Raw genomic sequence first — 21,581 nt, 5'->3', positions numbered from 1 at the left:
TCGCCTGCTCGCCACAGTCACTTACGTGAGTAAGCTCCTGGGGCCTCTCAGGCTTGCCGCCTTGATACAACTTGAATGATTTTGTGTGAAAAAACCTGGGAACCCATTTCCCTGTAGCTCCGGTTTAGATTTTACCGGCGGCTTCTCTCTCTGCGACTTCTTTGTCGAGCTCGGCGATTTTTTGCGCCATCAGCTCACGGCAATGGGCGGCCAGTTCGCGAACCTGATCTTTGCCATATTTGCTGGTATCCACGGGCGGCAGCATTTCGACAATCACGAGTCCGTTATTCCAACGGTTGAGATTAATTTTATTAGAAGTATTGGAAACGCACACAGGAATAATCGGTACGCCTGCCGCAATGGCAGCATGAAACGCACCGGTTTTGAATGGCAGCAGTCCGCGACCACGGCTGCGCGTCCCTTCGGGAAACATCCAGATAGAGATTTTGCGTTTCTTAAAATGGCTCACCACTTCTGCGATGGTGCTGTGCGCTTTAGCCCGGTTGTTACGGTCAATCAGCAAATTGCCAGTGAGCCAGTACAGCAGGCCGAAAAACGGGACCCACAGGAGGCTTTTCTTACCGACTGTCACCGTGGGTGGCAGCACAATGCCGGCGGCAGTCACCATATCGTAGTTATTTTGATGGTTTCCGATATAGATGGCGTTACCGAAGTGTTCTGCGCCTTCTGGCAGGCGCTTTTCGACCTTCAGGCCAAACAGCGGCGCAAGATGACTGAACAGGCGGCCAAACGTCGAAACGTGCTTTGGATTACGTGGGCTGAAGAGGCAGTAAATGCACCCGAACACGCAGACCAGAATGCAGTAGATAACAGTAAGAATTAAGCGAACAATTAATAGCATAGCGACCTCAGAAGCCCTAATAGCTGACAATTATACTTCAACTGTCGCCGGGTAAGAATTTTGTTTTTTTATATCGGAAATTTTAGCGAGAACCCCCTTCTGAGCAGAAGGGGGTGAAGCTCGTTTACTCTTCGCTGTCGCCCGATTTTGCACGGGTCGGGGAGTCAATTTCCACGCGATCAATGCGTTGCAAACCACGCATCAGCGAACCACGGCGTCCACGTTCACCGACCACTTTTTGCAGCTCTTCCGGACGCAGTTTAATTTTGCGCTTGCCAACATGCACGGTCAGCGTGCTCTGCGGCGGCAGAATGAAGAGATGCGCCAGGCCATCTTCGCCTTTTGCCGCTTCTGCTGACGGGATGCTGATGATCTTGTTGCCCTTGCCTTTCGACAACTGCGGCAGATCGCTGACCGGGAACATCAGCATGCGGCCAGCGGCGGTGATCGCCAGCAGCATGTCGCTGTCGTTCTCAATCACCAGCGGTGGCATCACATGTGCGTTATCCGGCAGGCTGATCAGCGCTTTACCGGCACGGTTACGCGCCACGAGGTCGTTAAAGGTACAGATAAAACCGTACCCCGCATCAGACGCCATCAGCAGTTTCTGTTCTTCGCCTTCCATCAGCATATGGTCAACCGTTGCGCCTGGCGGCAGCGTCAGCTTGCCGGTAATCGGCTCGCCTTGCCCACGCGCAGAAGGCAGCGTAATCGGATCGATAGCATAGCTGCGCCCCGTGGAGTCGATAAACACCACAGGCTGATTGCTCTTGCCTTTGACGGCAGATTTAAAGCTGTCGCCCGCTTTGTAGCTCAGGCCTGGCGCATCAATATCATGGCCTTTGGCGCTACGAACCCAGCCGCTTTGCGAGAGAACAATCGTCACCGGCTCTGACGGGAGCATATCGTGCTCGTTCATCGCCTTCGCTTCTTCGCGTTCGTGCAGCGGCGAACGGCGGTCATCGCCATATGCGTCGGAATCGGCCTGCAGCTCTTTCTTCAGCAGATTGCTCATCTTGCGCTCGGACGCCAGAATCGCCTGCAGCTGATCGCGCTCTTTTTCCAGTTCGTTCTGCTCGCCGCGGATTTTCATCTCTTCCAGCTTGGCGAGATGGCGCAGTTTCAGCTCAAGGATCGCTTCGGCCTGGGTTTCGCTGATGCCAAAACGCGACATCAGCGCGGGCTTCGGCTCATCCTCAGAACGAATGATTTCGATCACTTCGTCAATATTGAGGAACGCCACCAGCAAACCTTCAAGAATATGCAGGCGCTTAAGGACTTTCTCCAGACGATAGTTCAGGCGGCGGCGTACGGTATCGCGACGGAACGCCAGCCATTCGGTCAGGATCTCCAGCAGGTTTTTCACCGACGGACGACCATCCAGACCAATCATGTTCAGGTTGATGCGGTAGCTTTTTTCCAGATCGGTGGTGACGAACAGGTGGTTCATCACCTGCTCCATGTCCACGCGGTTTGAGCGCGGCACAATCACCAGACGCGTCGGGTTTTCGTGGTCGGATTCATCACGCAGATCGTCCACCATCGGCAGCTTTTTGTTGCGCATCTGCGCAGCAATTTGCTCCAGCACTTTGGCGCCCGACACCTGATGCGGCAGCGCAGTGATCACTACCGCGCCGTCTTCTTTGGTCCACACCGCACGCATGCGCACGGAGCCGCGACCGTTCTGGTAAATTTTGCGAATTTCCGCCCGCGAGGTGATGATTTCGGCTTCGGTCGGATAATCCGGGCCCTGCACGATATCCAGCACTTCGTCGAGGGAGGTGTTCGGTTTTTCGATCAGCGTAATCGCCGCTTTCGCCACTTCGCGCAGGTTGTGCGGCGGAATATCCGTCGCCATCCCCACGGCAATACCGGTGGTGCCGTTCAGCAAAATATTGGGCAGACGCGCAGGCAGCATTTTCGGCTCCTGCATCGTGCCGTCAAAGTTTGGCACCCAGTCAACCGTGCCCTGGCCCAGTTCACCGAGCAGCACTTCTGCATATTTTGATAAGCGCGATTCGGTATAACGCATCGCGGCGAAGGATTTTGGATCGTCCGGCGCACCCCAGTTTCCCTGGCCATCGACCAGCGGATAACGGTAGGAGAATGGCTGCGCCATTAACACCATCGCTTCATAACAGGCGCTGTCGCCGTGCGGATGGTATTTACCAAGAACGTCACCCACGGTACGGGCGGATTTTTTGAATTTCGCGCTGGCGCTCAGGCCCAGTTCTGACATCGCGAAAACGATGCGACGCTGAACCGGCTTCAGGCCATCGCCGATAAACGGCAGTGCCCTGTCCATGATGACGTACATGGAATAGTTCAGATAGGCGTTTTCAGTGAATTCATGTAGCGCGAGGCGCTCTGCCATATCGCTCATTAAATGTCATTCCTCAACTCAGAAACCTGTGGGTTTCAGGCAATATTGCCGCAGATACTACCCTATCTGACGAGTTGAGTCACAAAGAAAAAGGGCCGCAGAAACGGCCCTTTTTGACATTATTTGTTCAGCTTGATGACCTGTTTGACGTCGATTTCAAACTCATTCCACTCTTTATCGACTTTACCCTGAATTTCGACTTTATCCTGCGGGCTGATGGTCTGGCCGTTCCAGCGTTTATGGTCGATTTCGACATTCACCGTGCCGGTAGTATCGCGGAACAGGTAGCGGTCGTCAGACAGGCGCTCGGTGATGTTCCCGCGCAGTTTGACCCAGCTGTCGTCCTTCTGATCTTTCACCTTCGCCGCCGTGGTGAGATTGGCGTCGTTGTCCACGAACCCGCCCTGCTGAGTTTGCGTCTGGGTCTGGGCCGGCGTCGCCGACGGGCCGTTGAATCCGCCTTGCGCGGCAAACACGGGGGCGGTGGTCATCATCATGATAGCGGTCATCGCTGCTAATTTTTTCATCGTTATCTCTCCCTTTATGTTGTTTAGAACTCCATTAAACAGCGTAAACCTTAACAACTTCTTAAGGCGGAAATTTAATTTTTTTTACTGTACAGCAGAGGCTTACTGGAGGTTAATTGCTCATTCACGACAACATCATGGAGGAAATAATGCGCATTTTACTGGTAGAAGATGACAAGCTCATTGGCGACGGCCTAAAGGCCGGACTAACAAAAATGGGCTTTAGCGTTGACTGGTTCACTGACGGCGGTACCGGTAAAACCGCGCTCTATTCCGCGCCTTACGATGCGGTCGTGCTGGATCTCACACTGCCGGGTATGGACGGCCTCGATATTCTGCGCGAATGGCGCGAAAAAGGGCGCAGCGAGCCGATACTGATCCTCACCGCGCGCGACGCGCTCTATCAGCGCGTGGAGGGGCTGCGCCTGGGGGCCGATGACTATCTGTGCAAACCTTTTGCGTTAGTGGAAGTCGCCGCGCGACTTGAGGCGCTGGTGCGACGCAGCCACGGCCAGACCCGCAGTGAATTACGTCACGGCAACGTAACGCTGGATCCCGTGAGTCTGGTGGCCAAACTTGACGGTGAAACGCTCCCTCTCAAGCCGAAAGAGTTCGCCCTGCTGGAATTGCTGATGCGCAACGTAGGCCGCGTGTTGCCGCGTAAAAACATCGAAGAGAAGCTGTATACCTGGGATGATGACGTTTCCAGCAACGCTGTTGAAGTTCACGTGCATCATCTGCGCCGCAAACTTGGCAGCCATTTTATCCGCACCGTCCACGGGATCGGTTACACCCTGGGTGACGTATGAAACTGACGCCACGTTTAAGTCTGAAATTACGCCTGACGCTGCTTTTTTTAGCGCTTTCACTGGGAGCCTGGCTGGTCGCCAGCGTGGTGGCATGGCAGCAGACCACGCACAAGCTCGATAAGCTGTTCGATACCCAGCAGATGCTGTTCGCTAAACGTCTGCTGACGATGGATATCGACGAACTCAACGCGCCTGCCCGCATGCGCGACGTGCCCAAAAAAGCCAGGCACGGACATCTTGACGACGACGCGCTGGCCTTCGCAATTTATTCTTCCGACGGCAAAATGCTGCTGCACGATGGTGAAAATGGTCAGGATATTCCGTACGACTATCGCCGTGATGGCTTTGAAAACGGCCAACTCAACGGTGACAAAGACGCGTGGCGTTTTCTTTGGCTAACGGCACCCAATGGCAAATACCGCATTGTGGTCGGCCAGGAGTGGGAATATCGCGAGGAGATGGCGCTGGATATTGTCACTTCGCAGCTCACGCCATGGCTGGTCGCGCTGCCGCTGATGCTGTTACTGCTCATCGTTTTATTAAGCCGCGAGCTACGTCCTCTGAAGCGCCTGGCACAGTCGTTACGCCAGCGCGCGCCGGATGCCACAGAAAAACTCGCCACCGAGGGCGTGCCGACGGAAGTGCGTCCCCTGCTCGATGCGCTGAATCACCTGTTTGACCGCACGCAAGAGATGATGACTCGCGAGCGGCGTTTTACATCGGATGCCGCGCACGAACTCCGCAGCCCACTGACGGCGCTAAAGATACAAACCGAAGTGGCGCAGCTTTCGCTCGACGATCCCACCGCGCAGGAAAAAGCGCTCGCCCAGCTGCACACGGGCATCGATCGCGCATCGCGTCTGGTGGATCAACTGCTTACGCTGTCACGCCTGGATTCGCTGGAAAATCTCGATGATGTCGACGCGATCCCCCTGGCCGATCTGCTGCAATCCGCCGTAATGGATATTTACCATCACGCCCAGCGTGCGGGGATTGAAATCCGCCTGAATATTCACGCTCAGGTGACCCGCTCCGGCCAACCCTTGCTGCTGAGCCTGCTGATTCGCAATCTGCTGGACAATGCCGTGCGCTACAGCCCGCGTGGCAGCGCCGTGGACGTCACGTTGAATGCGCAGAATTTTACCGTCCGCGACAATGGCCCCGGCATTTCCCCCGACGCGCTCGCGCGAATTGGCGAGCGTTTTTATCGCCCGCCTGGCCAGGATGAAACCGGCAGCGGCCTGGGGCTGTCCATTGTGAAGCGTATTGCCGCGCTGCACGGTATGCGTGTTTCGCTGACCAATGCACGGGAAGGCGGCTTTGAGGTGACGGTGAGTTGGTGACGCATTATTGCGCCAGAAGCAAAAGACTTTACACATTTTGCTCATTTCACCGCATCGTTGTTGCGGGTAAAATCGTGACCAATCTCACAAGTCACAAGACTGAGGAAACGAATGAGCAATATCCTGATTATCAATGGCGCGAAAAAATTCGCCCACTCTAACGGCCAACTGAATGACACCCTGACCGAGGTCGCGGACGGTTTCCTGCGCGACGCCGGACACGATGTTAAAGTCGTGCGTACCGACGGCGATTACGACATTCAAGCCGAAGTGCAGAATTTCCTGTGGGCCGATGTCATCGTCTGGCAGATGCCGGGCTGGTGGATGGGCGCGCCGTGGACCGTGAAAAAGTATATGGATGATGTGTTTACCGAAGGCCACGGTTCGCTGTACGCCAGCGACGGGCGCTCCCGTTCCGATGGCGCTAAAAAATACGGTTCCGGCGGTCTGCTGCACGGCAAAAAATACATGCTGTCTCTGACCTGGAATGCCCCGCTGGATGCCTTCACCGACGAAGATCAGTTCTTCCATGGCGTGGGCGTTGATGGTGCTTATTTGCCCTTCCATAAGGCCAATCAGTTCCTGGCGCTTGAGCCGCTGCCGACGTTTATCGTGAATGACGTGATTAAAATGCCCGACGTGCCGCGCTATATCGCCGAATATCGCAAGCATCTCGCCGAGATTTTTGCTTAACTGGTAGCCTGTCATCAGGAGAAATGATCATGTTAACTGTTATTGCTGAAATCCGTACGCGTCCAGGCCAACATCACCGCCAGGCCGTGCTGGATGAGTTCGTGAAGATTATCCCGGCTGTATTGAAAGAAGAAGGCTGCCACGGCTATGCGCCGATGGTGGACACCGCCGCGGGCGTGAGCTTCCAGACCACCGCACCTGACTCCATCATAATGGTTGAGCAGTGGGAAACCGTGGCCCATCTGGAAGCACATCTGCAAACCCCACACATGAAAGCGTGGGGCGAAGCGGTGAAAGGTAACGTTCTGGAAACGCATATCCGTATTCTGGAGCAAGGGGTTTAAATTCCCCTTCCCCCTCCCCTAAGGGCAGGGGAAAAATAGCACCGAGCCATCCCCTCTCCCCTATGGGAAGAGGGGTTGAGTGAGGGTTATTACCAGTACAATTTCCAGCTTTGCGTGAACCGCACTAGCGCCTCGACGTAGAAATAATCCCCCCAGCTTGCACACTCATCCACGCCTTTATCGCTCGCCAGATGATAAACCGAGTGTTTGAGAAGCCCGTTCCCCTTCTCGTCTTTCCCCATCAGATAATGCTTTGTCAGCGAGGACATAATGCCCTTCGCCCATTCCAGATAACGTTCGCGATCCGGATCGGTCGCAGGCAGGTGTTTGACCAGCTCCAGCAGGCCGCACACCGCAATCGCCGCCGAAGACGAATCACGCAGCGCATCAGTGCCAACCAGCGCTAAATCCCAGTGACAAACACCGTCTTGCGGAAGTCGATTGAGGAAATAGTTCGCCAGTCGTTTAGACAGGGCAATCATCGTGTCGTCGCCGGTATAAATGTAGCTCAGCAGAAAACCGTAAATCCCCCACGCCTGGCCGCGCGACCAGCAGGAGTCGTCGGCGTAGCCCTGCTGCGTGTTGCCGTAACGCGGCGCGCCGGTTTTCACATCCATATAATAGGTGTGGAACGTTGAAGCATCTTCGCGGATCAGATACGTCGCCGCCTGCATAACGTGGGCTTTGGCGGCGTCGGAAAAGCGCGGATCGCCCGTCTGCTCGGTCGCCCAATACAGCAAGGGCAAATTCATATTGCAGTCAATGATCATTCGCCCGGCCTGCTCGGGATCGGACAGATCGCCCCACGCCTGAATGATCCTGGCCTTTTCGTGGTAACGCTCAAGCAACGCTTCTGCCGCCAGCAGCGAAAAGCCGCGCGCCTCGCGGTTGCCAGTCAGACGCCAGTCCGCCACGCACGAGAGCGTATAGAGGAAGCCCAAATCGTGGGTATTCGTGTCGTGACGCCCGGCGATGCGCAGGCCAAAAGAGCGGGTATGCTTCCTGGCCATCGCGCGGAATTGTTCGTCACCGCTCATCTCCCACGCCAGCCACAGCTGCCCGGTCCAGAAGCTGGTTGTCCATTCGACGTTTTCGGTTAGCGGATAAAATCCGTCTTTACAGGTTTCCGCCGGGAATTGTTCACCGAACTCCGTTAAATGACGGCTAATCAGTTCGAGAACGTGCTGGCGTGCCGAGCTTAATTCATCCCTAAATGCATGTGCATTAACGGGCGCAGGAATATCGGCCAGACGTTCCTCTGTGATATGACTTAGCATATTTCGGTTCCTTCTTTGACGGCAAAATTATCGAGATGGATTCTGTTCTGCTACAGAGATTGCAGATGTGCCGCGCCATTTGCTTTGGCAGGCGGATAACGTAAAGGCAGAGATCAGCGTAAAGGTCAGCGCCGTTGCGCCCATGATGATATAAGTCTGTTCAAATCCGATGCGGTCATACATATATCCCGCAGGTGAAGAGATCACCACGTTACCGACATACAGCATCGCCTGATAGCCCAATAAATACATGGTGGCGTTGACTCGTTTATCGAAATGCTCGGCGATATATTTAAATACCGACACCAGCAGTAAACAGATTTCCAGACCGTATAAAGGCTTGAGTACGGAAATTAATAAGTGCGAATCGCACACGCCGGAAATAATCAGACGCGCACCGACAATCATCCCTACAATCAGTAATCCGCGCTTGGCACCGATAAAGTTCACGAACAGCGGAATCACCATATACATGACGAATTCCATACCCGACTGAACCGTGCCGAGGTAGCCGAATACCGCATTGCCCTGATGCACATCGTCAAAGAAAGTGACGAAGTAGCGCGAGAACTGCTGCTCGGCGATAAACATCATCCATGCCACGCCGGCAACATACAGGCAGAAGGCCCAAAACTTGCGGTTACGCAGCAGCGCGTATACATCCGAAGGGGCGATTTTCTCTTTGGTCAGCACGTCACCGGCATGTGCGGAGTTAGTGTTCACTTTCAGGTTCAACAGGACGATGAGCATGATGACGGAGGCCACGCTGCCCATAATAAAATTATACGCTGGCGAGAGGTTAAACAGCAGGCCGGAGAATGACGACGCTACCGCCCAGCCAAGCGAACCCCACATACGAATCTGACCAAACTCCATGCCGTTCAGACGACTGAAGCGATCGGAATAAGATTCACACGCCGCCACGCCCGCGTACCAGGCAAAGCTTAAATAGAGCGCACCGATAATAATGCCCAGCATGGTGTTGGACATTAACAGCGGCTGATAGACATAAATAAAGAACGGTGCCATCAGGGCCGACATCGCCACCACAAAATAGAGCAGGTATTTGCTCATCCCGATCTTATCGAGAATATAACCGTAGATCGGTTTTAAAATAACGGAGAAAATACCGTTAACCGCAAATACGGTCCCGATAACCGAACCGCTGAGGTTGGCCTTTTGTCCAAGCCAGATCGCCAGCAAACCAATACTTGCCGACCACGTAAAGAAATAGAGAAAGATAAAGGTACTGATTTTGTAATATTCGGTTCTGTTATTCGTTGATGTATTTTCCATACTATCCTCGCCGAAATATAGGGTGCCAGAGTGTTATAAAAAGAATGAGAGCTGTCGTTTATTATCAGGATCACGAATAACGACCCGATCGGTGTTGATTTGAAGCTGCGGAATTTCCGCTATTTTGTCTGCAACACCACTCGCCATAACCGCGCAGCACAGCCAGCTTTCCCCTTGCGGGATGGTTGTGGTGAGTACCGGAATAGCGGCGCATTCAGCAAACATAATGCTGCTGTTTGGCGGCGTAACGACGGCGTCAGCTTGACGCCTGATAACAGGCGACAGATCGGCAATCACGCTGCTGCCGTTATCTGCCGAGAGATAACATCCTCGCGCGGTCAGCTGCTGTTGCGTTTTCATCACCGCAAAGCCGCCTTCCACTGCCTGTAAAGTACGGGCGCTATTCACCCGATGCAGGCGGACATGCCACTCGCCAAACGGCACCAGCCAGGTGTCGATGTGGACGTCTTGCCACGGCGACCAGCGCGAGAAAATAGCGTTTTTGTCGACGCGCACTTCCGCGCATTCCCGTCGCCCACGGTAGTAGTTGTCGCCATCGGATAACAGCAGCATCGAGTCGCAGGCCGCGTGTTTAAGGCCGTAGCGCCCGCGCTCAATCGTAAAGCCGAAGCGGCTGGAGTAGGCGAATTTGGTGTATTTCGCGTCGGTATTCACGTAGTTGTTCAGCTCAAGCTGCCCGGCGGTGAGCATCGTGACGTGCTGTGAATCCTCGCCATGCATCAGGATTTGCTGGGCGTGTGCAATAACGCGTTTCTCGGCCAACACAGGTAACGGTTGTTCTTGCGCTTGCCAGAACGGATGTTCCTCCGGCAGCGCCAGGATCAGATACGTTTTCAGCGCCCAGTATGGCGAGCCTGGCGAGTTGTAATCCTCACACATCGCCAGGTTGGGATAGGCAAAACCGAGCGTCAGGATGCCGTCCCGATCGCGGATCGGCTGCCGTTGCCACCAGCGAAGATGGCGTAGAATGATGCCTTTCACGATGCCCGGCGTGAACACCTCAAGGCCGGAAAAAGCGACGGCGCTCCAGAACGCCACCATTGCAAAACGATAGGTCAGGCTGCGACCAAAGGGGATTGATGCACCATCGGCGGCAGACATGTAAATGAAATCTTCTGCGAACTGACGCGAACGCTCGCGCAGCACCGTCGCCCTCTCCTCGTCACCGCTCAGGGTGGCGTAGATCAGGCCATAAAAGTGAAATGCCATCGAGATGTAGTAATCTTTTGGCCGCCCAGGACCATCGGAATACCAGCCGTCGCCGAGATAATAGGCGTCCATCATGGCGAAGCGGCGATCGATCGCCTGCTGATCATACGGCAACCCGGCGCGTTTAAAACCAAGCTGAACCATAATGGCAAAGTAGTTCCAGTTACTGTCCGGCATTTGCGCATCGGTAATCTGATTGAGCCACGCATGCAGGTTCATCACCTCGCGCTCGGTGAACAGCTCAGTGAATTTGTCCTGCAACAGCGACAACCCGAGGCCGTACACCGCCATCTCGACCAGGCGCTGATCGTAAGGTGCGGTTTCGCCCCAGTAGCCTGCGCTTTGCGGATCGGTACCCTGCTTAATGGCCGCGATGTATTTATCGCTAAACGGTGTGGTGTCACCCGCCGCCATCAGTGGAAACAGCCCCCACATTACGCGGGAGAGCCCCTCCATTTGCGCCACATCGGTGGCGTAGTGCGCGCAGGTGTCCCCCAGCGAAAAGCGTGAACTCCCCGCCGGAAACAGCTTATCCACCGCACCCAGCATCGTATTCAATTCCGCCGCCACGTCCTGACGGGTAGACAACGGATTTGATGTTTCTTTGTTTGCCGCCCACATACGCTTACCCTCGTTATCTTCTGCGGCAAAGAATAGTGAATCCCTACACCGCAGAAATGTTAGCCACGTCACAGTGGTGAGCGATGAATAAACCCGCAGTTGATAAAATTTAAAAAGGTGGTTTATAAATACAAACAGAAGGGCAAAAGTTGAGTTCTATTGCACTATGCGTGAGATGCCAACATCCGACCATCTGGAGCTGATTACCTTAAACGACACCATCGTGTCGTTCAGTCGGCTCTTTGCCAATACCGTGCGGTACCACCACTGGCACCAATGCCTGGAAATTCTCTATGTGGAAGAAGGGTTTGGCGTGGCAATTGTCGATAATCGTCATTACACCATGCGCCCTGGACGGCTGTTTTTCTTCCCGCCGTTTACCCTGCACAAAGTCATGGTCGATGAGCGAGCCGAGGCAATCTATCGCCGCACGATTATTCATCTCGATCACCATGCGGTTCTGAAAGTGTTGCGCGATTTCCCGCAAACACAGCAGCGGCTGCAAAAACTGTCCCGACGCGGCGGTGAAGCGTGGGTGGCGGATATGGCAGATTGTCATTCCCATATTCATCATCTTTTTAACCGCTATCATCCGCCGTTAACCAGCGAAAGTGTCGCCAGCCTGATCATCAGTCTGTTTGCGATGCTGCCGGATGATAATGACGGCGCACCCGGCAGCAGCCACGGCATCGCCAGCCAGGTGATGTTCTGGCTTGATGAAAACTACCAGCAAAAATTCAGCCTCGACGCACTGGCAAGCGAGCTGGGGAAATCCCGCAGTTACGTATCACGAAAATTTCATGCCGAAACGGGCGAGAAAATTCATGATTATCTCAATACGCTGCGACTGCGAAAAGCCTGTGAATGCCTGCTTCACAGCCATGAGAGCGTGCGGGATATCGCCACGCGCGTGGGATTTTCGGACGTGACGTATTTTATTAGCGCATTCAAAAAGGGCATCGGTGAGACGCCCTTGCACTACCGGAAGAATCACCCTGGCGCCTGATCAACCGCTCTTTTTACCTGGCTTCAATCCGCGGTGTAATTCATTGATGCGCTTTATCGATTTAATGCTGCGCTGCGGCGTGGTAGAGGCGACCGAGAGGATGATCATCTCCAGACACAGCAGTACCGTGCCGTGCAGGGGAATTTTGCCTTTCTCGCCACCGCGCGGAACGTGGATCACGACGTTTGCCTCTTTGCTGAAGCGCGAGTCCAGGGCGTTAGTGAGCAAGATGGCGGGAATACCCAGCCGTTTCGCCTCGCGCAGGGTGGTTTGCCCTTCCCTGTGGGCGGATTTCTGCGCCATCATCACCAGCACATCGCCACGCTGGAGCTCAATAAGTTGTTCAGCCAGCCCGATTCCCGTACGGTTGAGCGCCGTCGCAGGCAACCCCATTCGGCTAAACATGCGGGCGGTGTACTCCGCCAGAACGCCCGATGCGCCAATGCCAAAAATGGCCACCTGCCGCGCCTCGCTCAGCAGCGCCACCGCCTGCGCCATGGCGTAACGATTGTTCGGTTCTGACAACACCTCACAGGTATGTTGATGCCCTTCCAGCACAAAATCGATGCTGGAATTAACGTCGCTGGTCAGGATATTGACCGTGGTTGAGATCTTTTCACTGGCGCTGATTGCCGGTCCAAACCAGTGCTCAAGCGTACTTTTCAGATCCCGCAGACCCGCAAAGCCGAGCGCCTGGATCGCCCGCACCACGGTGGCATCGGAGGTTTTCAGCAGCGCCGCAATTTCCATCGCCGTTTGTTCCATCACCGCTTCACGGTTCTCGTTGATGTACGTGGCGACCTGATGCAGGCGAGGCGTCAGCTGGTGCGCGCGGGCGCGAAAGCGATCGCCATAGAGATCCACACGCGATTTATCTTTGCGGATCACTTCGCCTCCGGAAGCGGGCGACCCGCGATTTGTGACTGCACTTGCGCCACCATCAGGCCCAGCGAAGCGAAGGAGTTAGAGATCGCCTCTTCACGGGAAATCAGGATGTAATGCCCGGTACGACAGGCGGTAAGGAACTGACACCAGCCAGGCATCACGGCTTCCATGGCCGTCAGCTCGTCCTGCGGTTTGCCACCGGTGTCGCCGCGCCAGGTCGCAAAGACAAAATCGGCGTCCAGCTCCGGCAAACGCTCGGCGCTCACGTCAATACGGCCACCGTCCGGGATGCTGTCGATAAGCGGCGGGAAGGTGAATCCGGCATCACGCAGCACGCGCCCCAGCGAATGATAGCTGTGCATGGCGGTGATTTTGCCCTGGTTGGCCTGAATGACCGAAACAGAGATCTTCTGGGTGTCTATCGTCGCTTTCAGTGCGTTAAGTTGTTCCTGATAGCGACGTTCCAGAATGCTCAGCCGCGCCTGCGTGCCGGTCAGTTGCGCCAGCTTGCGGTAGATTTCCGGTGCGCCGCCGTCGAGATGATCGATGCTCACCGTCGGGGCAATCCGCGCCAGCTGCTCAACCGGCGTGTTCCGCGTCGGCTCGGTGATAATCAGATCAGGTTTTGCGGCGGCAATGGCTTCTATATCGATATCCGCTGTGCCGATAAATTTGATGTCGGAATTATCAAAATCGACGCCCGTTAAGATGCCGCTGGACCGAATAAAATGGCTACCGTCAGGACGCGTGCGTCCATGGCTGGCGATGGGCGGCACTCCGAGTTCGATTAGCGGGATCGTGATGTCGAGATCGTGTAACGACACAATCCGTTTTGGATGGACGGGCACCTGCACCGAACGCCCCAAATCATCCGTAAATGTCTGCTTGTCTTCAGCTGCGCTGACGGAAAACCCCACCAGCAGCAATAAGGATAAGAATAAACGCATAACGCTCCCCGTTTAAAACCTGTCCCGACGCTGCCAGAGCAGCATCAGGAAAAATGGCCCGCCGATCAGCGAGACAATAATTCCTGCGGGCAATTGCAGCGGCAGAAAAGCCAGCCGCCCAACATTATCCGCCAGTAAAACCAGCAGCGCGCCTGACACCGCACTGCCCGCAAGCAGCGACGTCTGGCCGCCGCGCAGTAAAAATCGTGTCATGTGCGGAGCGATTAACCCCACAAAGCCAATACTCCCCACGCAAGAGACGCAGGCGGCCGTTAATAAAACGGGCGCGATGACTTGCAGCAACGCCAGTCTGGCGGGGCGCACGCCAAGCCCGGTGGCGGCCTGATGACCCAGAAGCGAAACGTCGGTCGCCCGCGCGGTGAACAGCAGTAACGCGAATGCCGGAAGTGCCCAGCCGGCGGCAACGCTGACCAGCGTCCAGTTGGCCGCATGCAGGCTTCCGGCCAGCCACAGCAGCGCGGTCTGCACGTCGCGAACGTCAGCGGTGGTCATGAAAACGCCCATTCCAGCGGCAAATGCCCACGACACGCCAATGCCAATCAAAATAAAGCGCGGGCGCGAGATATCGCGGGCGAGCAGCACGACCAAAAGCGCTGTCAGCAGCCCGCCTGCCATGCCTATCGCCGGACGCAAGATAACGCCCAGCGCCGGGAACTGGAAAATCAGCAGTAACACCGCGACGCTACAGCCCTCTTTCACGCCAATCAGCCCGGGATCGGCGAGGCCGTTACGGGTTACCGACTGCATCGCCGCCCCCGCGACACCCAGCATGGCTCCGCACAGCAATGCCATCAGCAGGCGCGGCAGACGAATATCCTGGACGATATAACGCGCGTCGGCACTGAGCGCATCGGGGTAAAACAGCGCACGTCCTATTGCCGACGCGGGAATAGACAGCGAGCCGTGGGTAAGTCCAAACAGCATCATCCCCAGACAAAGCAGGACGAGCGCCCCCAGCAATAGGAGTGCTTTAGGACGAACGACGGCAGAAAACCCACCCAGACGAAGAGGCCTTAGGCCTGCGCGAAGAATCGCTGGCTTCATTTGAACATTCTCGTCGCCATGAGGATAAAGACTGGCGCACCCACCAGGGCGGTGACCACGCCGGTCGCCAGTTCGTGGGGAGCAAATAGCGCACGGGCGGCGATATCTGCCAGCAGTAACACCAGCGCGCCACAGCAGGCCGACAGCGGCACCATGACGCGCAAATCAGTCGACACCAGACGACGGATAATTTGCGGCACCACCAGGCCAATAAACCCTATCGGCCCGGTAATCGACACCGCTGCACCACACAGCAATGCAATCGCCAGCAGGCAGAGGAGACGCGTGCGCAGCAGCGAAACGCCCAGGCCCTGCGCCATGCGATCGCCGAGCGCCAGCATGTTCACAGAAGGGGCAAGCGCAATCGCCAGCGTCAATCCCGCCGCGGCAACCCAGGCGGCAGTCTGAATTGTCGCCCAGCTTACGCCAGCCACATCACCCGCAAGCCAGGTGCGCATCGAAAGCAACGTTTGCTCATCCAGAATTAAGACTGCAGCGGTGATTGACGAGGCAAATGCCGAAATCGCGACGCCGCAAAGCGTCACTTTCATGGGGGTTAATCCGGTTCGACCAGCGGACGACAGCGTTAAGACCAGCAAAAATAATGCCCCCGCGCCCGCCGCCGCAATCAGCGGACGCCCAAAGGGAAATGTCAGCCCAAGCGCACTGCTCAGCACCACCGTCAGCGCCGCCCCGGCATTCAGCCCCAAAATATGTGGCTCGCCAAGAGGGTTGCGGATCACCGCTTGCAATAACACGCCCGCCACACCCAGCGCGGCGCCGGTCATCAGAGCCGCGAGCAGGCGCAACAGGCGCAGGTTGATAATCACGTTGTGATCGAAATTGCGCGGGTCGAACGCAAGAAAGGCCTGCGCTACGCTCTGCGGAGGAATAAAACGCGCGCCGATACCAAGATGTAAAATAGCCCCTGCCAGCAGTAACGCGATGAAAACAACAGATGCAAGACGGGTGCGCATCATGCTTTTCCTGCGCGGCGAAACGGCATAAAGAAGGGTTTACCCGTCGCAGGATTGATCGACATTTGCACGTCTACATCGAAGACCGCTTTGATAAGCTCTGGCGTACACACATCATCTTCATGCAGCACGCGCTGCACTTTCCCTTCGCGTAAAAAGACCAGCGTATCGCCGTAGTTCACCGCAAAGTTCAGGTCGTGCAACACCACGATGACGGTGCGCCCGTGATGGCGGGTTAAGTCATGGAGCAGTTCCAGAATCTCGACCTGATAGCGCAAATCGAGGTAGGTGGTTGGCTCATCGAGAAGGATGTACGGCGTTTGTTGCGCCAGGGCCATAGCAATCCAGCAGCGCTGACGCTGGCCGCCAGAGAGGCTTTCAACAGGCAGATGCGCATAATCCTGGGTGCCGGTTAAACGCAGCGCCTCTTCAACGGCCTGTTCGTCGGCGTCGGTCCACTGGCGCATAAAATTTTGCCAGGGAAAACGCCCACGCGACACCAGCTCAAATACCGTTAGCCCTTCGGGTAAGAGCGGTGACTGCGGCAAAATGCCCAGCCTGCGCGAGACCCTTTTAGTGGGCTGTTCATGGATACTCTTGCCGTCGAGCAATACCGTGCCGCCCATGGGTTGCAGCAAACGCGCAATCGTACTGAGCAGGGTCGATTTACCGCATCCGTTCGCCCCAACCAGAACGGTCATTTTTTCAGGGGGAATCGTGAGAGAAATGTCATCAACGATGATTTTTTTCTGATAACCAGCAGAGAGATTATCGAGAACCAACCCCTGCTCTGTCGCGTTTTGAGCCACGTGTGCCAACTTAATCAAATAACAGACAAATAAAAATAAAACTCATTCTCTTTTGTGAGTTTGCCGTTGCGCCATGTAGTAGTCAAGAGGATAAACACCTTAAAAATAAAAGGGGTAATGTACGGTAATTCGTTAAAGCGATAATGATTTTAAAAGTTAATTTACAGACACTTAAACTTATTTATTGCGATGATATTTCGGTATCAATCCTGTGTAGTTGTTTTTCTATTTTTTCCATTTACTACTACATCTCGCCATGATTGAATGATTCTCAATTACATACCCGATACCGCTCAGGCAAACGGGTAGCGCTTTACGGGCAATGAAACACAGCTTCACCCGCGAGCATTCGCTGGTATTTCGGGATAAATATTAAATGGTTAAGTTCACACCTTCCTTCTCTGGGGTAAAAGGGCGCGCGCTCTTTTCACTGCTGTTTATTGTGCCTCTGGCACAGGCGGCAGAAAATAAAACAACGAAAGACGGCGAGACGTTAACCGTCATTGCCGATCCCAACGCTAAAACGGAAGCGACCAACGGCTATCAGCCGCTGAACACATCTACCGCCACACTCACCACCATGCCGATGCTGGATATTCCGCAGGTGGTGAATACCGTAAGCGACAAAGTGCTGCAAGATCAGCACGCCACCACCCTTGACGAAGCGCTGTATAATGTAAGCAACGTGGTGCAAACCAACACGCTTGGCGGCACGCAGGATGCATTTGTACGTCGTGGCTTTGGCGCTAACCGCGATGGTTCCGTGATGACCAACGGTTTACGCACCGTGCTACCCCGTAGTTTTAACGCCTCGACCGAGCGTGTCGAAGTGCTAAAAGGCCCGGCATCGACGCTTTACGGCATTCTCGATCCTGGCGGGTTGATCAATGTCGTCACTAAACGCCCGGAAAAAACCTTTGGCGGATCGATCTCCGCAACTTCCACCAGCTTTGGCGGTGGCACCGGACAGTTTGATGTGACGGGCCCGATTGACGGAACGCGTCTGGCCTATCGTCTGACGGGGGAATACCAGAATGAAGATTACTGGCGTAATTTTGGCAAAGAGCGCAGCACCTATATTGCGCCGTCGCTGACCTGGTTTGGTGATGACGCGACGGTCTCGGTGCTCTACTCCCATCGCGACTACAAAACGCCATTCGATCGCGGGACTATTTTCGATCTCGATACCAAAAAGCCTGTTAACGTGGATCGGAAAACACGTTTCGACGAGCCGTTTAACATTACCGATGGTGAGTCCGATCTGGCGCAGTTGAACGCTGAATATCGCCTTAACAGCGAGTGGACTGCGAAATTTGATTACAGCTTTAGCCAGGATAAATACACGGATAACCAGGCTCGCGTGATGGCGTATGACGCATCCACCGGGAATCTGACCCGACGCGTCGATGCGACGCAAGGATCGACCCAGCGCATGCACAGTACCCGCGCGGATCTCCAGGGTAACGTCGACATTGCGGGGTTTTATAACGAGATCCTGACCGGCGTATCGTATGAAAATTACGATCTGCTGCGCACGGATATGATCCGCTGTAAGAACGTTAAAGGCTTCAATATCTATAACCCCACTTATGGCGATCTCAGTAAATGCACTTCCGTTTCAGCGTCCGACAGCGACCAGAGGATTAAGCAGGAGAGCTATTCTGCTTACGTTCAGGATGCGCTTTATCTGACGGATAAATGGATTGCGGTCACCGGGCTTCGCTATCAGTCCTACACGCAATATGCAGGCAAAGGCCGGCCGTTTAACGTCAATACCGACAGCCGCGACGACCAGTGGACGCCGAAAGCAGGTCTGGTTTACAAGTTAACGCCTTCGATCTCGTTGTTCGCGAACTATTCCCAGACGTTTATGCCGCAGTCTTCCATCGCCAGCTACATCGGCAACCTGCCGCCTGAAACGTCAAATGCTTACGAAGTGGGTGCTAAGTTTGACCTTTTCGATGGCATTACTGCCAACATCGCGCTGTTTGATATCCATAAACGCAATGTGCTTTATACCGAAAGTGTGGGGGATGAAACGGTCGCCAAAACCGCCGGGCGCGTGCGCTCCCAGGGTGTGGAAGTGGACGTGGCGGGGGCGTTGACCGAGAACACCAATGTTATCGCCAGCTACGGGTATACGGACGCGAAAGTGCTGGAAGATCCCGATTATGCAGGCAAGCCGCTGCCAAACGTTCCGCGGCATACGGGTTCCCTGTTCCTGACGTACGACATTCATAATGTAATCGGTGGAAATACGCTGACGCTGGGCGGCGGCGGGCATGGCGTGAGCCGTCGTTCCGCAACCAATGGCGCGGACTATTACCTGCCGGGTTACGTCGTCGCAGATGCGTTTGCCGCGTATAAAATGAAGTTGCAGTATCCGGTGACGCTGCAGGTGAACGTGAAAAATCTGTTTGATAAGACCTACTACACGTCATCGATTGGCACCAATAATCTGGGTAACCAGATTGGCGATCCGCGCGAAGTGCAGTTTACGGTGAAGATGGATTTTTGATGTAAAAAAGCCCGGTGGCGCTACGCTTACCGGGCCTACGATCGATCCCCTCTCCGTGTGGGAGAGGGTTAGGGCATCAGCCTTCGATATCCGCCAGGTCGCCTTTTTCCTGTAGCCAGTTGCGTCGGTCTTCAGAACGCTTCTTGGCCAGCAGCATATCCATCATGGCATTGGTTTGCTGCTCGTCTTCATCGCTGATAACCAGCTGCACCAGACGACGGGTATTGGGATCGAGCGTGGTTTCACGCAACTGCAAGGGGTTCATCTCACCCAACCCTTTAAAGCGCTGGACGTTTGGCTTGCCCTTCTTGCGCTTGAGCTGCTCCAGCACGCCTGCTTTTTCTTCTTCCGTCAGCGCGTAATACACCTCTTTACCGAGATCGATACGGTAGAGCGGCGGCAACGCAACGTGGACGTGGCCGTTTTTCACCAGCGCACGGAAGTGTTTCACGAACAGCGCGCACAGCAGCGTAGCAATGTGCAGACCGTCTGAGTCCGCATCCGCGAGAATGCAGATCTTGCCGTAACGCAGCTGGCTCAGATCGTCACTGTCCGGATCGATACCGATCGCCACCGAAATGTCGTGCACTTCCTGCGACGCGAGGACTTCATCGGAAGAAACTTCCCAGGTGTTCAGGATCTTACCTTTCAGCGGCATGATCGCCTGGAATTCACGATCGCGCGCCTGCTTGGCGGAACCGCCTGCCGAGTCCCCTTCGACGAGGAACAGCTCGGTGCGATTCAGATCCTGCGCGGTGCAATCCGCCAGTTTACCCGGCAGCGCCGGACCACTGGTGAGCTTTTTACGCACCACTTTTTTCGCGGCACGCATACGGCGTTGCGCGCTGGAGATCGCCATTTCAGCCAGCATTTCAGCTGTCTGTATGTTCTGATTCAGCCACAGGCTAAATGCGTCTTTTACCACACCCGAGACAAACGCGGCGCACTGGCGCGAGGACAGACGCTCTTTGGTCTGTCCGGCAAACTGCGGATCCTGCATTTTCACAGAAAGCACGTACGCACAGCGATCCCAGATATCTTCTGCTGACAGCTTCACGCCGCGCGGCAGAATATTGCGGTATTCGCAGAATTCGCGCATCGCGTCCAGCAGGCCCTGACGCAGACCGTTGACGTGCGTCCCGCCCTGCATCGTTGGGATCAGGTTAACGTAACTTTCAGTCAGCAGCTCGCCGCCTTCTGGCAGCCACAGAAGCGCCCAGTCAACCGCTTCGGTGTCACCCGAGAAATTACCGAGGAACGGTTTTTCCGGCAGCGTCGGCAGGCCATTGACCGCCTCGCCCAGATAGTCATTCAGACCGTCCTGATAGCACCAGCGCTGCTCGCTGTTGTTGACTTCATCTTTGAAGGTGATTTCAACGCCAGGGCACAGTACCGCTTTCGCTTTCAGGATGTGCGTCATGCGCGTGACAGAAAAACGCGGGCTGTCGAAGAAGCTTTCGTCCGGCCAGAAATGCACGCTGGTACCGGTATTGCGTTTGCCGCACGTCCCGATGACCTGTAATTCCTGCACTTTATCGCCGTTTTCAAACGCAATGTTATACACCTGACCATCACGGCGTACGGTGACCTCCACGCGCTTTGACAAGGCATTAACCACAGAGATCCCCACGCCGTGAAGGCCGCCGGAGAACTGGTAGTTTTTATTGGAGAATTTACCGCCCGCATGCAGACGGCAGAGGATCAGCTCAACGGCTGGAACCCCTTCTTCCGGGTGGATGTCGACCGGCATGCCGCGTCCGTCGTCAATCACTTCGAGCGACTGATCGGCGTGCAGAATGACGTCGATGCGTTTGGCATGACCCGCCAGCGCTTCGTCCACACTGTTATCAATCACTTCCTGGCCCAGGTGGTTTGGGCGCGTCGTATCGGTATACATCCCCGGGCGGCGGCGAACCGGCTCAAGCCCGGTGAGTACCTCAATGGCATCAGCGTTATAGGTTTGCGTCATGATTTAACTAGCAATTCGCA

At 55.2% G+C, this 21,581-nt stretch carries 18 protein-coding genes; 6 read left to right on the top strand and 12 right to left on the bottom strand.

Going from position 1 to position 21,581, the window contains the following annotated elements:
- Positions 1–124: 124 nt before the first annotated feature.
- The 3 genes from plsC to AC0LWE_RS09025 form a co-directional block, all read right to left on the bottom strand.
- Positions 125–862 carry a 1-acylglycerol-3-phosphate O-acyltransferase gene (gene plsC / locus AC0LWE_RS09035; RefSeq protein WP_059177505.1) on the bottom strand — a complete coding sequence of 246 codons (738 nt, stop codon included), beginning with the start codon at positions 860–862 and terminating at the stop codon, positions 125–127.
- A 124-nt stretch (positions 863–986) separates the two neighbouring features.
- On the bottom strand, positions 987–3,245 hold the full coding sequence (gene parC / locus AC0LWE_RS09030; protein ID WP_059177504.1) for a DNA topoisomerase IV subunit A: 2,259 nt from the start codon (positions 3,243–3,245) through the stop codon (positions 987–989).
- Positions 3,246–3,364: 119 nt separating this feature from the next.
- Positions 3,365–3,772, bottom strand: a complete 408-nt coding sequence (locus AC0LWE_RS09025; protein WP_059177503.1) for a YgiW/YdeI family stress tolerance OB fold protein — start codon at positions 3,770–3,772, stop codon at positions 3,365–3,367.
- A 149-nt stretch (positions 3,773–3,921) separates the two neighbouring features.
- Between AC0LWE_RS09025 and qseB the strand changes: the two genes are divergently transcribed.
- The 4 genes from qseB (at position 3,922) to AC0LWE_RS09005 (ending at position 6,961) form a co-directional block, all read left to right on the top strand.
- Positions 3,922–4,581 carry a quorum sensing response regulator transcription factor QseB gene (gene qseB / locus AC0LWE_RS09020; RefSeq protein WP_131486321.1) on the top strand — a complete coding sequence of 220 codons (660 nt, stop codon included), beginning with the start codon at positions 3,922–3,924 and terminating at the stop codon, positions 4,579–4,581.
- Entirely contained in the window at positions 4,578–5,924 is a 1,347-nt protein-coding gene (gene qseC / locus AC0LWE_RS09015; protein WP_219347375.1) for a quorum sensing histidine kinase QseC, read from the top strand. The genes qseB and qseC overlap by 4 nt, the downstream gene beginning before the upstream one ends.
- Positions 5,925–6,035: 111 nt before the next feature.
- Positions 6,036–6,617: an NAD(P)H-dependent oxidoreductase gene (locus AC0LWE_RS09010; protein WP_059177500.1), complete on the top strand. Its 582-nt coding sequence runs from the start codon at positions 6,036–6,038 to the stop codon at positions 6,615–6,617.
- A 29-nt stretch (positions 6,618–6,646) separates the two neighbouring features.
- Positions 6,647–6,961 carry a putative quinol monooxygenase gene (locus AC0LWE_RS09005; RefSeq protein ID WP_059177499.1) on the top strand — a complete coding sequence of 105 codons (315 nt, stop codon included), beginning with the start codon at positions 6,647–6,649 and terminating at the stop codon, positions 6,959–6,961.
- Positions 6,962–7,050: 89 nt separating this feature from the next.
- On the opposite strand, the gene AC0LWE_RS09000 is transcribed toward AC0LWE_RS09005, so the two are convergent.
- Genes AC0LWE_RS09000 through AC0LWE_RS08990 form a run of 3 tightly spaced genes read right to left on the bottom strand, consistent with a single transcriptional unit; the run spans position 7,051 to position 11,385 of the window.
- Complete coding sequence (locus AC0LWE_RS09000) at positions 7,051–8,238, bottom strand: glycoside hydrolase family 88 protein (RefSeq protein WP_202667737.1); 1,188 nt, start codon at positions 8,236–8,238, stop codon at positions 7,051–7,053.
- Between the two features lie 27 nt (positions 8,239–8,265).
- The gene (locus tag AC0LWE_RS08995; protein ID WP_059177497.1) at positions 8,266–9,534 is read right to left on the bottom strand and encodes an oligosaccharide MFS transporter; all 1,269 of its coding nucleotides are present in this window, start codon (positions 9,532–9,534) and stop codon (positions 8,266–8,268) included.
- A gap of 33 nt (positions 9,535–9,567) precedes the next feature.
- A complete protein-coding gene (locus tag AC0LWE_RS08990; protein ID WP_219347374.1) occupies positions 9,568–11,385 on the bottom strand; it encodes a DUF2264 domain-containing protein in 1,818 nt (605 codons plus the stop codon).
- Between the two features lie 166 nt (positions 11,386–11,551).
- Between AC0LWE_RS08990 and AC0LWE_RS08985 the strand changes: the two genes are divergently transcribed.
- Positions 11,552–12,391, top strand: coding sequence for an AraC family transcriptional regulator (locus AC0LWE_RS08985; RefSeq protein ID WP_219347373.1), 840 nt, complete (start codon positions 11,552–11,554; stop codon positions 12,389–12,391).
- Here AC0LWE_RS08985 and AC0LWE_RS08980 read toward each other — a convergent pair whose 3' ends face one another.
- Genes AC0LWE_RS08980 through AC0LWE_RS08960 form a run of 5 tightly spaced genes read right to left on the bottom strand, consistent with a single transcriptional unit; the run spans position 12,392 to position 17,074 of the window.
- Positions 12,392–13,279, bottom strand: coding sequence for a MurR/RpiR family transcriptional regulator (locus AC0LWE_RS08980; protein ID WP_174342891.1), 888 nt, complete (start codon positions 13,277–13,279; stop codon positions 12,392–12,394).
- Positions 13,276–14,223: an iron-siderophore ABC transporter substrate-binding protein gene (locus AC0LWE_RS08975; RefSeq protein ID WP_219347372.1), complete on the bottom strand. Its 948-nt coding sequence runs from the start codon at positions 14,221–14,223 to the stop codon at positions 13,276–13,278. Before AC0LWE_RS08975 ends, AC0LWE_RS08980 begins: the two co-directional genes overlap by 4 nt.
- Positions 14,224–14,235: 12 nt before the next feature.
- Entirely contained in the window at positions 14,236–15,288 is a 1,053-nt protein-coding gene (locus AC0LWE_RS08970; RefSeq protein ID WP_219347371.1) for a FecCD family ABC transporter permease, read from the bottom strand.
- Entirely contained in the window at positions 15,285–16,268 is a 984-nt protein-coding gene (locus AC0LWE_RS08965; RefSeq protein WP_219347370.1) for a FecCD family ABC transporter permease, read from the bottom strand. Before AC0LWE_RS08965 ends, AC0LWE_RS08970 begins: the two co-directional genes overlap by 4 nt.
- Positions 16,265–17,074 carry an ABC transporter ATP-binding protein gene (locus AC0LWE_RS08960; protein WP_219347369.1) on the bottom strand — a complete coding sequence of 270 codons (810 nt, stop codon included), beginning with the start codon at positions 17,072–17,074 and terminating at the stop codon, positions 16,265–16,267. The genes AC0LWE_RS08965 and AC0LWE_RS08960 overlap by 4 nt, the downstream gene beginning before the upstream one ends.
- Before the next feature lie 376 nt (positions 17,075–17,450).
- Between AC0LWE_RS08960 and AC0LWE_RS08955 the strand changes: the two genes are divergently transcribed.
- Positions 17,451–19,592: a TonB-dependent siderophore receptor gene (locus AC0LWE_RS08955; RefSeq protein ID WP_219347368.1), complete on the top strand. Its 2,142-nt coding sequence runs from the start codon at positions 17,451–17,453 to the stop codon at positions 19,590–19,592.
- Positions 19,593–19,668: 76 nt separating this feature from the next.
- Here AC0LWE_RS08955 and parE read toward each other — a convergent pair whose 3' ends face one another.
- Positions 19,669–21,561, bottom strand: a complete 1,893-nt coding sequence (gene parE / locus AC0LWE_RS08950; RefSeq protein WP_059177489.1) for a DNA topoisomerase IV subunit B — start codon at positions 21,559–21,561, stop codon at positions 19,669–19,671.
- Between the last annotated feature and the right edge of the window lie 20 nt (positions 21,562–21,581).

Source organism: Lelliottia sp. RD5, from assembly GCF_056032945.1.
The sequence above is the reverse complement of the archived record's forward strand: the minus strand, read 5'-3'. Positions and strand labels throughout refer to the sequence as shown.

Excerpts from the sequence above, each read along its gene's own strand:
- plsC (WP_059177505.1), bottom strand. The coding sequence starts at position 862 with ATGCTATTAATTGTTCGCTTAATTCTTACTGTTATCTACTGCATTCTG.
- parC (WP_059177504.1), bottom strand. The coding sequence starts at position 3,245 with ATGAGCGATATGGCAGAGCGCCTCGCGCTACATGAATTCACTGAAAAC.
- AC0LWE_RS09025 (WP_059177503.1), bottom strand. The coding sequence starts at position 3,772 with ATGAAAAAATTAGCAGCGATGACCGCTATCATGATGATGACCACCGCC.
- qseB (WP_131486321.1), top strand. The coding sequence starts at position 3,922 with ATGCGCATTTTACTGGTAGAAGATGACAAGCTCATTGGCGACGGCCTA.
- qseC (WP_219347375.1), top strand. The coding sequence starts at position 4,578 with ATGAAACTGACGCCACGTTTAAGTCTGAAATTACGCCTGACGCTGCTT.
- AC0LWE_RS09010 (WP_059177500.1), top strand. The coding sequence starts at position 6,036 with ATGAGCAATATCCTGATTATCAATGGCGCGAAAAAATTCGCCCACTCT.
- AC0LWE_RS09005 (WP_059177499.1), top strand. The coding sequence starts at position 6,647 with ATGTTAACTGTTATTGCTGAAATCCGTACGCGTCCAGGCCAACATCAC.
- AC0LWE_RS09000 (WP_202667737.1), bottom strand. The coding sequence starts at position 8,238 with ATGCTAAGTCATATCACAGAGGAACGTCTGGCCGATATTCCTGCGCCC.
- AC0LWE_RS08995 (WP_059177497.1), bottom strand. The coding sequence starts at position 9,534 with ATGGAAAATACATCAACGAATAACAGAACCGAATATTACAAAATCAGT.
- AC0LWE_RS08990 (WP_219347374.1), bottom strand. The coding sequence starts at position 11,385 with ATGTGGGCGGCAAACAAAGAAACATCAAATCCGTTGTCTACCCGTCAG.
- AC0LWE_RS08985 (WP_219347373.1), top strand. The coding sequence starts at position 11,552 with ATGCGTGAGATGCCAACATCCGACCATCTGGAGCTGATTACCTTAAAC.
- AC0LWE_RS08975 (WP_219347372.1), bottom strand. The coding sequence starts at position 14,223 with ATGCGTTTATTCTTATCCTTATTGCTGCTGGTGGGGTTTTCCGTCAGC.
- AC0LWE_RS08970 (WP_219347371.1), bottom strand. The coding sequence starts at position 15,288 with ATGAAGCCAGCGATTCTTCGCGCAGGCCTAAGGCCTCTTCGTCTGGGT.
- AC0LWE_RS08965 (WP_219347370.1), bottom strand. The coding sequence starts at position 16,268 with ATGATGCGCACCCGTCTTGCATCTGTTGTTTTCATCGCGTTACTGCTG.
- AC0LWE_RS08955 (WP_219347368.1), top strand. The coding sequence starts at position 17,451 with ATGGTTAAGTTCACACCTTCCTTCTCTGGGGTAAAAGGGCGCGCGCTC.
- parE (WP_059177489.1), bottom strand. The coding sequence starts at position 21,561 with ATGACGCAAACCTATAACGCTGATGCCATTGAGGTACTCACCGGGCTT.